Source organism: Streptomyces calvus, from assembly GCF_006782915.1.
GTDB lineage: Bacteria > Actinomycetota > Actinomycetes > Streptomycetales > Streptomycetaceae > Streptomyces > Streptomyces calvus.
In genome coordinates this window covers 112,604-125,907 of record NZ_VCNP01000042.1, presented here as the reverse complement: position 1 = coordinate 125,907, position 13,304 = coordinate 112,604, and the positions used below count along the sequence as shown (strand labels likewise).

Genomic DNA, 13,304 nt, shown 5'->3' with positions numbered 1-13,304 from the left:
CGAGTCTAAGGCGGTGCGGACCGGTTCACGGCTCGGTCGGTAGAACGCCTGTCATCAAGGCGTCGGCGAGCAAGCTGCGGTAGTCGCGGGTCACGCGGGCGATCTCGGTATGTGCCTGGATCTTGGCGTCGAGGGCGGCCAGGGTGGCGCCGATGCTCTTTTGCTCCTCAGTCGGCGGCACGAGCACGGGCAGCTCGCCCAGTGTGCGGAGACTGAGCGACGGGATGACCGAGCCCGCCGTGCGAGCCGTGACCCAGTCCTGTGCGGTTGTCGCGCTCAGATAGGCGATGAGATACGTGGCCGACACCCGCCGCGCCTCGGGCAGCCTGAGCCGGACCAGGTTGGGGTGGAACAGCCAGCCCGCGTGCTCTCCGGTGACCAGCGCACAGCGCCCCACGGTGCCGGTACGAGTGAGGAGGATGTCTCCTTCAGCCAATTCGTACTTCACCAGCGTCCGCGCCCGATCCGGGGAGATTGCGGGGACGGCTGTGGCTTCCTCGGTGAGAATCCGCTGCCCCTGGAGGTCGCGGGGCAGCACGAGTGGGGCCCCTCCGTCGGCCCAGGTACGTCCCTGGTCCTCGGCTCGTCGGACCGGCCCTGCCTGGATGGACGCACACAGTTCCCGCAGGGGGTTGCACGACCAGCCTGTCGGCGGCACGAATTCGTCGGTCGTCGTCACAGGCCGTACCTCCTCAGCCACCTGCCCGCTTCGGCGTCGGCCGCTTCCGCCCGCGCGTGCAAGGTTGCGATCTCGTCGGCCAGTCCTGCCAGCCGGTTCCTGGTTTCTGTGGGACCGGCCGTACGAGCAACCGAAGGCGAGCCGGGCGGCCGGACGTACACATGGGGATCCAGACCGTGGCCCCGGCCAATGTCCGACACCGGCACCGACCGACTCAGTCCGGGCGTGCCGGAGAAACGGTGTCCGGTTGCCCTGGCCGCGTTCCAGGACACGTACTCCCCCACCAGCCGCACAATGTCGCCGTCGGACAGGGCCCACTGGGTACGGGAGAGCCGTCGTCCCAGCCCTTCGCCTGCCACGAACAACACCTCGGGATCATCCGTCTCCTTCTCGACGCCCGGTGCCCGGAGGAACCAGATCTGCGTCTTCACGCTGGACAGCGCGAAGAGCCCGGCGGGAAGCCCGACCACACACTCCACAGCCCCGGCATCGATCAGCCCCGCCCGCACCTTCTCGGCAGCACCTGCGTTGAAAGAGGCCCCAGCCGGCATCAGCACGGCAGCCCGACCTCCGGGAGCAAGCCGCGAGACGGCGTACTGCAGCCAGTCGAACTCAGTCCGACGTGCGGGGCCGTGAACCCAGTACGGAGGAGGCGCCACGTCCTCCACGCGCCGGCCGAAGGGCGGGTTGGTCAGAATTACGTCGAAGGCACCGGGAGGGTCGGCGAAGGGGGAGAGTGCCGGGGTGAACGATCCTTCATCGAGCCGCAGGGTCCGCCCGTGATGCACCCGCATGTTCATTTCGGCCACATGCCGTTCCAGAGCGTCGGGCACCCGACCTCCGACCCGGGTTGGCGCGTCACCCTTCCGCTCGGCGACCGCGTCCAAGTACGCCACGAGCAGTTCTCCGGTGCGGCTGTACGGATCGTGTACACGCGTGGCTCCGGGCAGTACGGCGGCCAGCGCTCGGGCCATGACGCGACTCACGGAGGGCGGGGTGAAGAACGCGCCGCCCTCGCGTGCGTACGCGGCCCGCCACCGCACCAGTACGTCCTCGAAGGCTGCCCGGCCCTCCTGTTCGGACCCTGCGGAGATACGCCCGAGCGGGCCTGAGAGCTCGGCGAGCAGAGCACGCGGAACAGTCTTCTCCGGAGGGTCGTAGCGGCGTACGAGGCCGCTCCAGTCGTCCACGGCCTCGCCCAGTCCGCCATCCGGTTCCACGACCCTGATGTGGACGAGGTACAGCAGCCACAGGAGATAGCGGTCCATAGGCATCGAGTTCCGCAACCGATCCGCCTCCGGCCCTGCAAGTCGCTGCACCGCCCGGAACAGCCCTCCAGCCGTGCCTCCGGTCAGGCCGGCACGGAACCGGTCTCCGTACGTGGTACCCGAGGGTTCCCCCGGACGTAGGGAGTTCAAGGCAACGGCGCGACCGGCGAGCCAGGAGAAGACCTCGTCGGCACGAAACCGTTCGACCTCAGCCCCCGCCACCTCGCCGCTTCCGGCGCCGACGGTCACGGGCCGTGGAAAGTCCACGTGCCGGCGCTCCCAGTTGCTGACGGCCGGACGCTTGACTCCCGCGAGTCGGGCGATGTCGGACCGGGTCACGAGCACATCGGCGAACTCTGCTTCAGCACCCATGCCGGACCGCCCTGCGTCGAACTCCGTCACGGCGCTTCCCTCCATCAGAAACGCGGCGGCCGGGCGCCGCCCAGGACATCCGCCCGGCTGGCGAGCACCTCCGGGAACCGGTCCATCATCTGGGACTCCTTGGCCAGCTCAGGACTCAGGTACCCGAGCACCCGGCAGATGGTGTCATGGTCGGCGGAAAGGTGCCGATGATGTACCGGCTCGTGGTGCATGACCCGGTTACGCAACAGAACCAGCGAGCTCAGCTCGCGATACAGGCGGTCACGCCGCCCCCGGTAATACGGGAACGCCGAATGCAGGACGGGGACCCAGAAGTGCCGGTCGTAACCTGAGCCGTGACTGAGCAGAGAGACCCAGAAACCGAAGGACAGCTCCGCCACCACGTCGTCCGGCGTAATTCTCCTCAGGCGTCGGCCGCAGGAGCGACGAGCGTCATCCACGAGCTTGTGTCCACGTTCGTTCAACGGCGCCACCGCCCACCAGTCCGGCCTGCCGTGATACCGCGCGAGTGCATTGTGCAGTGCGTTGCGCAGGGCGAGCTCGAGGCAATGCAGGGAGCCGAACAGGGCAGCAGACACCTCGACGTTCCACCAGTAGAGACGCTCCGCAGCCTGAGCATCGCCGTGCGCAGCCCGGATGTACCGTCTCAGTCGCGGCAGGGACAGATCGCGCAGCATCCACACGGGCAGGCGGTTGGTCATGGTTCCCCCAGCACCCTTCCGAGTGCGCTGTGCTAGCATCGTCGATGAACGTTCTGGGCTCGCCTCTGCATTGCAAGCCACTCAGAACACAGCCTCCGGAGCCCCGGTCGCAGGCATATTGCGACCGGGGCTCCGCGCATTTCGCGAAGCCCTGAAGGCACTCCCCGAAGTCCCTGCAACTGTAGCCACACCAACATCCGACTCGCAAGCGCATTGCGATGCAATGCTTTTTGTTAACCCCTCACGTGGTTACCACCGCTGCGGCGGGCGAACGCACGACGTCCCCCGGGCAGAGGCAGCCCGGGGGACGTCTGAAAGCGTGGTTACCTACTTGAAGAAGGCGATCCCGTCGTCCGGCATGTCGTCGGGCAGGGCCTTGGCCCAGCGCTCGACCTCCTCCGGCGTGACGACCTTCTTCAGGTGCGCCGACATGTAGGGGCGCAGCTCGACCTCGGGGGTCTGCTTCTCGCCGACCCACATCAGGTCGCTCTTGACGTAGCCGTACAGCCGCTTGCCGCCGCTGTAGGGCCGCGCGGCGGCGGTGCGCGCCACGGCGTCCGTGACCAGGTCGATCTGCGGCTTGCCCTCGGCCAGCTCGCCGTACCAGATCTCGATGACGCCGTCGTCGCGGGTCATCGTCACCTCGACCTTGCGGTCGGCGTCGATCCGCCAGAAGCCGTGCTCGGACTCCAGCGGGCGGACCTTGTTGCCGTCGCCGTCCAGCACCCAGGTGCGGGAGCCGTACTCCAGGAAGTCCCGGCCGTCGTGGGTGAAGGTGACCTCCTGGCCGAAGTTGCACTTCTCGGCGCCCGGGAAGTCGTGCACGCCCGCACCGGCCCAGTTGCCGAGCAGGAACGCGAGCGGGACGAGGTCCTTGTGCAGGTCGGACGGGATCTCGATCATGAGCGGAACTTCCTCAGCCTCGGGTCAGCGCTGGCCCTGGTACAGCTTCTTCACGGTCAGCCCGGCGAAGGCGAGAACGCCGACGGCAACCAGGACCAACAGGATTTCGAAGAAGAGTTCCACGGGGTGCTCCTTGAGCGGGGTGCGGTGGTGTGCACAGGGCCGGGCCCCAGCTTACGCGGCCGGGTCCCGGCCCCGCCGTGCGAGGTCGGCCCTGCGGCCCGCCGCCCGGTCACCGGTCGCGACCGCCGGTCACGCTTACGATGCGGTCATGGCGAAGAAGCTTGTGATCAAGGTGACCGCGGGGGCCGACGCCCCCGAACGCTGCTCGCAGGCGTTCACGGTGGCGGCCGTGGCCGCGGCCAGCGGTGTCGAGGTGTCGCTGTGGCTCACCGGGGAGTCCTCGTGGTTCGCCCTGCCGGGCCGCGCCGCCGAGTTCGAGCTCCCGCACGCCGCCCCGCTCCCCGACCTGCTCGACTCGGTCCTGGCCGCGGGACGGATCACCCTGTGCACCCAGTGCGCGGCCCGGCGCGAGATCACCGAGCAGGACGTCATCGAGGGCGTACGCATCGCCGGCGCGCAGGTGTTCGTGCAGGAGGCCCTGGCGGACGGGACGCAGGCGCTCGTCTACTGACGGCCCGCCTACCGGGGCCGTTTCCTGCCGTCCAGCTCGTCCCACCACTCGTCGGACTGGGGGTCGCCGGAGGGGTCGTCCCACCAGCGGTCCTCGGGGCCGCGCCGGTTGGCGATCATCGCGGCGACCGGCGGGATGACCATGGCGACCAGGCACATGCCCACGGCCACCGGCATCGACCACAGGCGCACCACGGCCCAGGCCAGGACGAACAGCCCGAGGCAGGTGCCCATCATGGCGAAGTAGATGTGCCGCCTGCGCGCGTACATACCTCCAGCGTAGGTCCGCGGGCAGGCCGAAGGGCCGCACCCGGGCGTCCAACCCACGGGGTGCGGCCCTCCGGCCGTTGCGCGCTCTCAGACCGCGATCGCGACCTCGGCCAGACCGCCCTGCTGGGCGACGACCGTGCGGTCGGCGGTGCCGCCGGGCACCAGGGCACGGACGGTCCAGGTGCCCTCGGCCGCGTAGAAGCGGAACTGTCCGGTGGCGGAGGTCGGGACCTCCGCGGTGAACTCGCCGGTCGAGTCCAGCAGACGGACGTAGCCCGTCACCGGCTCGCCGTCGCGGGTCACCTGACCCTGGATGGTGGTCTCACCGGGCTTGATCGTCGAGGCGTCCGGGCCGCCGGCCTTCGCACCGCACATGTCTTACTCCTGAAGGTCTGGAAAGGTCGGTCGGGAGGGGTTACTTGCCGGAGCCGAGCTCGATCGGCACGCCGACGAGGGAGCCGTACTCGGTCCAGGAGCCGTCGTAGTTCTTGACGTTCTCGACGCCGAGCAGCTCGTGCAGCACGAACCAGGTCAGCGCGGAGCGCTCACCGATGCGGCAGTAGGCGATGGTGTCCTTGGCCAGGTCGACGTTCTCGGCGGCGTAGAGCTCCTTGAGCTCCTCGTCCGACTTGAAGGTGCCGTCGTCGTTGGCGTTCTTCGACCACGGGATGTTCGCGGCCGTCGGGACGTGGCCCGGACGCTGCGACTGCTCCTGCGGCAGGTGGGCCGGGGCGAGCAGCTTGCCGGAGAACTCGTCGGGCGAGCGCACGTCGACCAGGTTCTGGGTGCCGATGGCGGCCACGACGTCGTCGCGGAAGGCGCGGATGGAGGTGTCCTGGGCCTTGGCCTTGTACTCGGTCTTCGGGCGCTCCGGCACCTCGTCGCCGGGGACCAGCTCGCGGGCGTCCAGCTCCCACTTCTTGCGGCCGCCGTCGAGGAGCTTGACGTTCTCGTGGCCGTACAGCTTGAAGTACCAGTAGGCGTAGGACGCGAACCAGTTGTTGTTGCCGCCGTAGAGGACGACCGTGTGGTCGTTGGCGATGCCCTTCTCCGACAGGAGCTTCTCGAAGCCCGCCTGGTCGACGAAGTCACGGCGGACCGGGTCCTGCAGGTCCTGCGTCCAGTCGATCCGGATGGCGTTCTTGATGTGGTTCTTCTCGTAGGCGGACGTGTCCTCGTCCACCTCGACGATGGCGATGGTCGGGTCGTCCAGGTGCTCCTGGAGCCAATCGGCGTCGACCAGGACGTCGCTGCGACTCATGCTCTTTCTCCTCCGGGGCAGATGCGGCGGGGCGTGCAGGTGAGAGGGTGCGCGGGACCTAGGCGGGCCGGCACACGGGTGCCCTCAGCGGGGCGGGGGGAATGCGGACGTCGACGGTCCGCTCAGAAGGTGCGACAGAGCATGGCGGCGACACGGCACAGGTCTACTGCCCGCCGCTTCGTGAGATCCGCCTGTCGCTTCATGGCACCGATCGTAGGGACGCGCAGCCGCACGTGTCACCGGCGTGTCGCATACTGAGACACGATCGTCCGCACTGTGAGAAGCCTGTACCCCCGGACCGGCCGGGGAGCACGCCGCGACGCCGTGCGGTCCGCCCTCACATCTGCCCTGCGGACTCACCCGTCTCGCCTGTCGGACGCCTTCGTCCGCCGAACCGTTCCCTACCCGACGAGACGGACATCGGAACCCGTCACCGTGATGTCCACGCCGTTCTCCGCGGCCTCGACCTTGTCGAGCCGGATACCGCCGGGCAGTCCGTCGATCCGCTGCTGGAAGTCGGTGATCCGCCGCACCCGCGACTCGGCGAGCTCGATGCCGCCGAACTCGGGCAGCGCGTCGGCCTGCACGCGCACCGTGTCGCCGTCCACGACCTGCACCGAGCTGAGCACGGAGACCGGCTCGGGCAGCTTGCCCAGCGCGGTCTCGATCTCGACCGCCACCTTGATCTTGCCGTTGCCCCCGTCGGACAGCCCGACGATCTTCGCCTTGACACCGGGCGCGACCTGCGTCGGCTCGGACTCGGCGGTCTTCAGCAGTTCGTCGTAGGCCACGGTGGCGGTACCGGTCGCGCTGTCGGCGACGGCGGAGCTGAAGTCGCTGGAGAAGTCGACGCCCTTCATGTCGGCCCGGAGGTCGTCGATGCGGATCTTCCCGGTGCCGTCACCGGTGCCGGCCTCGTAGTCCCGGATGCCGACCCGCACCTCGTCGAGGGTGCCGCCGGCGAGCTGCGTCAGGAACGGGAAGCCCTCGATGGACACGTCGGGGGTGTCCTGGAGGCCCTCGTTGGCCTTCAGGCGGTCCGCCGCCTCGCTCTCGGCGAGGTTGACGGCGACACGGTCGACGATCACGAAGATGCCGCCGAGGACCACGACGATGACGAGCAGTATTCGCAGTGCGCGCATGCGGTGTTCCCCCACCTGGCTTGTGACGACGGCGTCGCCCGACGACCGGACGGCCGCCCAGCGCGAGGGTAACCGCGGCACGGGCGGCAACCCCGGAATTGTCGATCACCTGTGACAGGGGCTACGGCGGCCGGCGGTGAGTCCGGTGCGGGCCGTCACCCGGGGTCGGGGGCGGTGGGTGGGTCAAGGGCGGGTCGAGGGTGTCCGTCTTCGGACCGGGCGGAATGGGGTGTCGGAGAGCGGGTGGGGTGTTGACGCGCCAGTCGCTGCGGGCGGGCACCCCCGACCCGCCCCCTTGCCGCCGTACGCGGCCGGCGCGTCGCGGACCCAGCCGCTACGCGACGACCCGTCCGAGCACGTACACCGCCGGAGCCGCCAGGGCCAGCGGCAGGGCGACGCCCGCTGTGAAGTGCACGAACCGCGACGGGTAGTCGTAACTGGCGACCCGGTGCCCGATCAGCGCGCACACCGCCGCCCCCACGCCCACCAGCGCCCCCGTCACGCCGTCCGTCCCCGTCAGCACGCCCGTCGCGAACCCCGCGCCCGCCGCCACGGCCAGCGCGACCACCACGGACACCGCCGTCGGCCCGGGCAGCGCCCGCACCAGCATCGCCGCCGCCACGGCGACCGCACCCACGGTCACCGCATCGGCGTCCGCCGCCAGATATCCGCCCGCCGCGATCGCCAGCGCCGCCGCCGCGACCGTCGCCATCAGGCCGTACATCCGCTCGTCGGGATCGGCGTGCGACCGCAGCTGCAGCACCAGCGACAGCAGCACCCACACCCCCAGCGTCCCGAGGATCGCCGCCGGCGACCCGTCGGACACCAGCAGTGCCGCGTCCGCCGCCAGCGCCCCCAGGAACCCCAGCGCGATCCCCTGCCGCGCCGGCCACATGCCGTTCAGCCGGAACCAGCCCGCCGCCGTGACTGCCTGGAGCACCACCAGCGGCACGAGCAGCCCGTACGTCCCGAGCACCGCGCCGCCGGCGATCAGCAGCCCCAGCAGCGCGGTGAGCGCCGCCGGCTGGATCCCGGGCTCGATGATCGGCGAACGCCCCTCCGCCCGCGCCCGCTGCGCATCGGTCACCCGAGCGTTCCCGCCCAGCGTGGCGGGCCCGTACTCGGGCCCGTCCCGGTCAGGAGCCATCGGAGCCGGAGCCGGAGCCGCGGCCGGCGCACCGTACGCCTGCGCCTGTTCCGGTCCGGGAACCGGCGGCAGATACGACGTCTCCTCCGCAGGCGCGACCACCGGCGCCTGCAGCTGCGTCTCCCAGGTCTGCCCCTGCCACTGCTGCGTGTGCTGCTGGTCCGCGTACGGATCGCCGTACGCCTGCTGCTGCCCCGGCCAGCCCTGCGGCTGCTGCGGGTACGGCTCCTGCGCCCCGTAAGGTCTGTGCGGCTCGTACGGCTCGTACGGCTGGTTCGTCATCGCTCATCCTCCTGCGAACGGCGGAAGCACCTCGACCGTCCCGCCGTCGGCCAGCCGTACCGTCTCATGCGCGCGGGTCCCCACGGGATCACCGTCGACGAGGAACGAGCACCGCAGCAGCACGCGCGTGAGATCGCCCGGGTGCCGCCCGCGCACCGCGTCGAGCGCTTCGGCGAGCGTGGCCGCCTCGTACGGCTCCTCGGCCACCCCGGCCGCGGCCTTGGCGGCGGCCCAGTACCGCACCGTGACCTTTGCCATCTGCTGGTTCCTCAATCGGTTGACGGTGAACACCGTCAGGCTAGCCCGCCCGGGTGACCGCCCAGTCCCCGATCCGCCGCAACAGCCCGTCCGGTGCCGCGTTCTCCGCGTGCCCCATGCCCGCCTCCAGCCACAGCTCCCCGCCCTCTCCGGCGGCCGCCGCCAGCATCCGCGGGTGGTCGACCGGGAAGTAGCCGTCCTGGTCCCCGTGCACGATGAGCAGCGGCGTCGGCGCGATCCGCGGCACCGCCTCGACGGGTGACAGCGGCACCGGGTCCCACTGCCGGTGGTGGATGCGCGTCCGCAGTCCGTACCGCCCCACCAGCCGCCCGGAGGGCCGGGTCACCAGCCAGTGCAGCCGCCGCATGGGGGCCGTCCCCCGGTAGAACCACCGTGCGGGCGCGCTGACGGAGACGACGGCGTCGACCCGCCCGCCGTCCGGTTCCTCCAGCGCGGCGTGCCGCAGCACCACCGAGCCCCCCATGGAGAACCCGACCGTCGCCACCCGCGTGTGCCCGAGCTCCCGCGCCCAGCCCACCGCCGCCGCGAGATCCAGCACCTCCCGGTCCCCGACCGTGGAGCGCCCGCCCGACGCGCCGTGCCCCCGGAAGGAGAACGTCACCACGGCCCCGTACCGCGCCAGGACCCGCGCCACCCGCCGCACGTGCGGCCGGTCCACGTGGCCCGTGAACCCGTGGGCGACCACGAACGCCGGCGCCCGCTGTCCGCCGCCGGCTCCCGAATCCGATCCCTCCCCCGCCACAAGATCGACCCCGCTCCCGGGTTCCCGGAAATCCGCCCGGGAACTGTCGTATACAACCTCCCGGGGTTCGTATACGGAATCGATCGCCACCCCGTCCGCCGTGCGCAAAAACGTCCGCAAAGGCGCCCCGCCCCGCGTTACATCGAGCGTCTCGGAATATGGACGAATGGTGGATCGCGCCACATGACCTGCCGGACCGGTGCTCATGTCGGCTATTCTGCTGCGAAGAGGACTCGGGCAGCGAAGCCCCCGGGTCCTTTTGTGCTTTCGGGAGCGTTGTATACGAAGCGGGATTCCCGCCGGTTGTACGGGCCGTCGATCGCACGCAGCAGTGCCGTAAACGTCCTCGCAGGGACCGAGGAGGAACCAGACGTTATGGGCGAGCGAACCGTGCACGCACACAGGACGACCCCGACGCGGGCAGGTGAGGCGCGATGAGCTCACTGCTGCTCCTGACCAACGCGCTCCAGCCGTCGACGGAGGTGCTCCCCGCCCTCGGACTGCTCCTGCACAACGTGCGGGTGGCCCCCGCGGAGGGCCCGGCCCTGGTCGACACCCCCGGCGCCGACGTCATCCTGGTCGACGGCCGGCGCGACCTCCCGCAGGTCCGCAGCCTGTGCCAGCTGCTGCGCTCCACCGGCCCCGGCTGCCCCCTCGTGCTGGTGGTCACCGAGGGCGGCCTCGCCGCCGTCACCGCCGACTGGGGCATCGACGACGTCCTCCTGGACACCGCGGGCCCGGCGGAGGTCGAGGCGCGCCTGCGGCTGGCCATGGGCCGCCAGCAGATCGTCAACGACGACTCCCCGATGGAGATCCGCAACGGCGACCTCTCCGTCGACGAGGCGACCTACTCCGCCAAGCTCAAGGGCCGGGTCCTCGACCTCACCTTCAAGGAGTTCGAGCTGCTGAAGTACCTCGCGCAGCACCCGGGCCGGGTGTTCACCCGTGCACAGCTCCTCCAGGAGGTGTGGGGCTACGACTACTTCGGCGGCACCCGTACGGTCGACGTCCACGTCCGGCGCCTGCGCGCGAAACTCGGCCCCGAGCACGAGTCGCTGATCGGCACCGTCCGGAACGTCGGTTATCGATTCGTTACGCCGGAGAAGGTCGAACGTGCCGCCGAAGAGGCCAAGGCCAGGAACGACCGGCGGACCGACCGGCAAAAGGCGGCGGATACGGACGAGACGGCCGCGCGGGACGCCGCGGGCGTGCGCGCGCAGGCGTGAACGCCGCACGCATGAGCGTTGCGTTCGCACACCCGAGCCCTTTGCCCGGCGGACGGAACCTCTTTCCCGCCCTGCCCGGCCCGGTTATATCCGCGTAGACTCCGCGCGTGGCCAAGGTAACCAGGGATGATGTGGCGCGGCTGGCGGGAACCTCCACCGCCGTCGTCAGCTACGTCATCAACAACGGACCCCGGCCGGTCGCCCCGGCCACGCGCGAGCGTGTCCTCGCCGCGATCAAGGAGCTGGGGTACCGGCCGGACCGGGTCGCCCAGGCGATGGCGTCCCGGCGCACGGACCTCATAGGCCTGATCATCCCGGACGCCCGCCAGCCCTTCTTCGGGGAGATGGCGCACGCGGTCGAACAGGCCGCGTCCGAGCGCGGCAAGATGGTCCTGGTCGGCAACACGGACTACATCGGCGAGCGCGAGGTCCACTATCTGCGGGCCTTCCTCGGGATGCGCGTGTCCGGTCTGATCCTGGTCAGCCACGCGCTGAACGACCTGGCCGCCGCGGAGATCGAGGCGTGGGACGCCCGGGTGGTCCTGATGCACGAGCGCCCGGAGGCGATCGACGACGTCGCCGTCGTCACCGACGACCTCGGCGGCGCCCAGCTCGCCGTCCGCCACCTCCTGGAGCACGGCAACGAGTACGTCGCCTGTGTCGGCGGCACCGCGGAGACGCCCGCCGTCGGCGACCCGGTCTCCGACCACGTCGAGGGCTGGCGGCGCGCGATGGACGAGGCCGGCATCCCCACCGAGGGCCGGCTCTTCGAGGCCCCGTACAACCGCTACGACGCCTACCGCGTCGGCCTGGAGATCCTCTCCGGCCCGAACCGCCCGCCGGCGATCTTCTGCTCCACCGACGACCAGGCGATCGGCGTGCTGCGCGCCGCGCGCGAGCTGCGCATCGACGTGCCCGGTGAGCTGGCGGTCGCCGGGTTCGACGACATCAAGGAGGCGGCGCTCGCCGACCCGCCGCTGACCACGGTCGCCTCCGACCGCTCGGCGATGGCGCGCGCGGCGGTGGACCTGGTCCTCGACGACGGCCTGCGGGTGGCGGGCTCGCGCCGCGAGCGCCTGAAGGTGTTCCCGTCCCGCCTGGTGGTCCGCCAGTCCTGCGGCTGCGCGTAACCGGCCGACCCGCCCCGAGGCCCTTCCCCGGCCCTCGTCACCGCCCCGGCCGCCGTCGCCTTTATTTCGGGCATACGAGGTTCTGTCGGGCTTCTCAGCACACACTCAGGGTGCTCTCATCGTCGGGCGCGAGGCTCGTCGTCATGACCGAGAGCCTGCGCCCCCACGGCGAGTACGACAGCGGCCACCACGACGGCGGCGACGGTGGCGAGCACGACAGCAGCCGGCACCGGGTGAACCCCGAGTGGCCGCCTCCGCCGGCCCACGCCCCGGCCCCCGCACAGCCCGCCGAGCCCGCCCATCCCGCGCGGCGCCGGCGGGCCCGCGGTCCGGGCGCCCTGCTCGCCGCGGTGGCGATCGTCGCGGCGGCCGTCGGCGGCGGCACGGCGTACGGCCTGCAGGAGCTGGCCGGCGGCGACACGGTCGCCTCGGCGGGCTCGTCCTCGACCACGGTGGTGCCGGCCGGCCAGAAGGGCACGGTGTCCGGGGTCGCCGCGGCGGTCAGCCCGAGCATCGTCGAGATCAACGCCACCTCCGACGCCGGGTCGTCCACCGGCTCCGGCGTGATCATCACCTCCGACGGCGAGATCGTCACCAACAACCACGTGGTCGCCGACGCCTCCTCGATCAAGGTGCGCACCAGCGACGGCACGTCGTACACGGCCGAGGTCGTCGGCACCGACAGCAGCAAGGACCTCGCCCTGATCAAGCTGGACGACGCCTCCGGCCTGAAGGCGGCCACCCTCGGCGACTCCGACGATGTGCAGGTCGGCGACCAGGTCGTGGCGATCGGCTCACCCGAGGGCCTGACCGGCACGGTGACCAGCGGCATCGTCTCCGCCCTCGACCGCGACGTGACCGTCTCGACGGACGAGAGCCAGGGCCGGCGGCAGGGCCAGGGCGGCGGCTGGCCGTTCGAGTTCGACGGCCGGGAGTTCAACGGCGACACGGGCGGCTCCACGACCACCTACAAGGCGATCCAGACCGACGCCTCCCTGAACCCGGGCAACTCCGGCGGCGCGCTGATCGACATGAACGGCGCGATCATCGGCATCAACTCCGCGATGTACTCGGCGAGCGGCACCGGTTCGTCGTCGTCCGACGCGGGCAGTGTGGGACTCGGCTTCGCCATCCCCGTCAACACGCTCAAGGCCGACCTGGACGCCCTGCGCTCCGGCTCCACCACCTGACCCGCCCCACGGGAAACGTGCGACGCTGAGGGCCCGGACCCGGCGCGGCGGACCCGCCGGCGGCCGGGCC

General features: G+C 70.9%; 16 protein-coding genes. 4 read left to right on the top strand and 12 right to left on the bottom strand.

Annotated elements, in window-relative coordinates:
• Window positions 1-25 precede the first annotated feature (25 nt).
• The 4 genes from FGW31_RS18530 to FGW31_RS18515 form a co-directional block, all read right to left on the bottom strand.
• Window positions 26-679 (bottom strand): restriction endonuclease subunit S, encoded by a 654-nt coding sequence (locus FGW31_RS18530; protein WP_182675096.1) that lies wholly within the window; start codon window positions 677-679, stop codon window positions 26-28.
• On the bottom strand, window positions 676-2,349 hold the full coding sequence (locus FGW31_RS18525; protein ID WP_142194548.1) for an N-6 DNA methylase: 1,674 nt from the start codon (window positions 2,347-2,349) through the stop codon (window positions 676-678). The genes FGW31_RS18530 and FGW31_RS18525 overlap by 4 nt, the downstream gene beginning before the upstream one ends.
• Before the next feature lie 14 nt (window positions 2,350-2,363).
• A complete protein-coding gene (locus FGW31_RS18520; protein WP_142194547.1) occupies window positions 2,364-3,029 on the bottom strand; it encodes a hypothetical protein in 666 nt (221 codons plus the stop codon).
• Between the two features lie 327 nt (window positions 3,030-3,356).
• Window positions 3,357-3,932, bottom strand: a complete 576-nt coding sequence (locus tag FGW31_RS18515) for a heme-binding beta-barrel domain-containing protein (RefSeq protein WP_142194546.1) — start codon at window positions 3,930-3,932, stop codon at window positions 3,357-3,359.
• A 271-nt stretch (window positions 3,933-4,203) separates the two neighbouring features.
• On the opposite strand from FGW31_RS18515, the gene FGW31_RS18505 reads away from it, so the two are divergent.
• Window positions 4,204-4,566, top strand: coding sequence for a DsrE family protein (locus FGW31_RS18505; protein ID WP_142194545.1), 363 nt, complete (start codon window positions 4,204-4,206; stop codon window positions 4,564-4,566).
• Window positions 4,567-4,574: 8 nt separating this feature from the next.
• Here the strand turns inward: FGW31_RS18505 and FGW31_RS18500 are convergent, their stop codons facing one another.
• The 8 genes from FGW31_RS18500 to FGW31_RS18470 all read right to left on the bottom strand — a co-directional run bounded on the left by FGW31_RS18500 (window position 4,575) and on the right by FGW31_RS18470 (window position 9,895).
• Window positions 4,575-4,835, bottom strand: a complete 261-nt coding sequence (locus FGW31_RS18500) for a DUF3099 domain-containing protein (RefSeq protein ID WP_142194544.1) — start codon at window positions 4,833-4,835, stop codon at window positions 4,575-4,577.
• An 87-nt stretch (window positions 4,836-4,922) separates the two neighbouring features.
• Window positions 4,923-5,210 (bottom strand): DUF1416 domain-containing protein, encoded by a 288-nt coding sequence (locus FGW31_RS18495; RefSeq protein ID WP_004986406.1) that lies wholly within the window; start codon window positions 5,208-5,210, stop codon window positions 4,923-4,925.
• A gap of 40 nt (window positions 5,211-5,250) precedes the next feature.
• A complete protein-coding gene (locus FGW31_RS18490; RefSeq protein WP_142194543.1) occupies window positions 5,251-6,096 on the bottom strand; it encodes a sulfurtransferase in 846 nt (281 codons plus the stop codon).
• Between the two features lie 122 nt (window positions 6,097-6,218).
• On the bottom strand, window positions 6,219-6,299 hold the full coding sequence (locus FGW31_RS36235) for a putative leader peptide (protein WP_350310325.1): 81 nt from the start codon (window positions 6,297-6,299) through the stop codon (window positions 6,219-6,221).
• Between the two features lie 198 nt (window positions 6,300-6,497).
• Window positions 6,498-7,238, bottom strand: a complete 741-nt coding sequence (locus FGW31_RS18485) for an LmeA family phospholipid-binding protein (protein ID WP_142194542.1) — start codon at window positions 7,236-7,238, stop codon at window positions 6,498-6,500.
• A gap of 334 nt (window positions 7,239-7,572) precedes the next feature.
• Window positions 7,573-8,667: a hypothetical protein gene (locus tag FGW31_RS18480; protein ID WP_142194541.1), complete on the bottom strand. Its 1,095-nt coding sequence runs from the start codon at window positions 8,665-8,667 to the stop codon at window positions 7,573-7,575.
• 3 nt (window positions 8,668-8,670) lie between these two features.
• Window positions 8,671-8,925, bottom strand: coding sequence for a MoaD/ThiS family protein (locus FGW31_RS18475; RefSeq protein WP_142194540.1), 255 nt, complete (start codon window positions 8,923-8,925; stop codon window positions 8,671-8,673).
• Between the two features lie 40 nt (window positions 8,926-8,965).
• Window positions 8,966-9,895 carry an alpha/beta hydrolase gene (locus tag FGW31_RS18470; protein WP_142194539.1) on the bottom strand — a complete coding sequence of 310 codons (930 nt, stop codon included), beginning with the start codon at window positions 9,893-9,895 and terminating at the stop codon, window positions 8,966-8,968.
• Between the two features lie 227 nt (window positions 9,896-10,122).
• Between FGW31_RS18470 and FGW31_RS18465 the strand changes: the two genes are divergently transcribed.
• From FGW31_RS18465 to FGW31_RS18455, 3 genes are all read left to right on the top strand, one after another.
• Window positions 10,123-10,914 carry a winged helix-turn-helix transcriptional regulator gene (locus FGW31_RS18465; RefSeq protein ID WP_142194538.1) on the top strand — a complete coding sequence of 264 codons (792 nt, stop codon included), beginning with the start codon at window positions 10,123-10,125 and terminating at the stop codon, window positions 10,912-10,914.
• Window positions 10,915-11,021: 107 nt separating this feature from the next.
• Complete coding sequence (locus FGW31_RS18460; protein ID WP_142194537.1) at window positions 11,022-12,044, top strand: LacI family DNA-binding transcriptional regulator; 1,023 nt, start codon at window positions 11,022-11,024, stop codon at window positions 12,042-12,044.
• Window positions 12,045-12,187: 143 nt separating this feature from the next.
• Window positions 12,188-13,234 carry a S1C family serine protease gene (locus FGW31_RS18455; protein ID WP_142194536.1) on the top strand — a complete coding sequence of 349 codons (1,047 nt, stop codon included), beginning with the start codon at window positions 12,188-12,190 and terminating at the stop codon, window positions 13,232-13,234.
• The last annotated feature ends 70 nt before the right edge of the window (window positions 13,235-13,304 follow it).

Coding starts and splice junctions, on each gene's coding strand:
- FGW31_RS18520 (WP_142194547.1), bottom strand. CDS start 3,029: ATGACCAACCGCCTGCCCGTGTGGATGCTGCGCGATCTGTCCCTGCCG.
- FGW31_RS18515 (WP_142194546.1), bottom strand. CDS start 3,932: ATGATCGAGATCCCGTCCGACCTGCACAAGGACCTCGTCCCGCTCGCG.
- FGW31_RS18505 (WP_142194545.1), top strand. CDS start 4,204: ATGGCGAAGAAGCTTGTGATCAAGGTGACCGCGGGGGCCGACGCCCCC.
- FGW31_RS18500 (WP_142194544.1), bottom strand. CDS start 4,835: ATGTACGCGCGCAGGCGGCACATCTACTTCGCCATGATGGGCACCTGC.
- FGW31_RS18495 (WP_004986406.1), bottom strand. CDS start 5,210: ATGTGCGGTGCGAAGGCCGGCGGCCCGGACGCCTCGACGATCAAGCCC.
- FGW31_RS18490 (WP_142194543.1), bottom strand. CDS start 6,096: ATGAGTCGCAGCGACGTCCTGGTCGACGCCGATTGGCTCCAGGAGCAC.
- FGW31_RS36235 (WP_350310325.1), bottom strand. CDS start 6,299: ATGAAGCGACAGGCGGATCTCACGAAGCGGCGGGCAGTAGACCTGTGC.
- FGW31_RS18485 (WP_142194542.1), bottom strand. CDS start 7,238: ATGCGCGCACTGCGAATACTGCTCGTCATCGTCGTGGTCCTCGGCGGC.
- FGW31_RS18480 (WP_142194541.1), bottom strand. CDS start 8,667: ATGACGAACCAGCCGTACGAGCCGTACGAGCCGCACAGACCTTACGGG.
- FGW31_RS18475 (WP_142194540.1), bottom strand. CDS start 8,925: ATGGCAAAGGTCACGGTGCGGTACTGGGCCGCCGCCAAGGCCGCGGCC.
- FGW31_RS18470 (WP_142194539.1), bottom strand. CDS start 9,895: ATGAGCACCGGTCCGGCAGGTCATGTGGCGCGATCCACCATTCGTCCA.
- FGW31_RS18465 (WP_142194538.1), top strand. CDS start 10,123: ATGAGCTCACTGCTGCTCCTGACCAACGCGCTCCAGCCGTCGACGGAG.
- FGW31_RS18455 (WP_142194536.1), top strand. CDS start 12,188: ATGACCGAGAGCCTGCGCCCCCACGGCGAGTACGACAGCGGCCACCAC.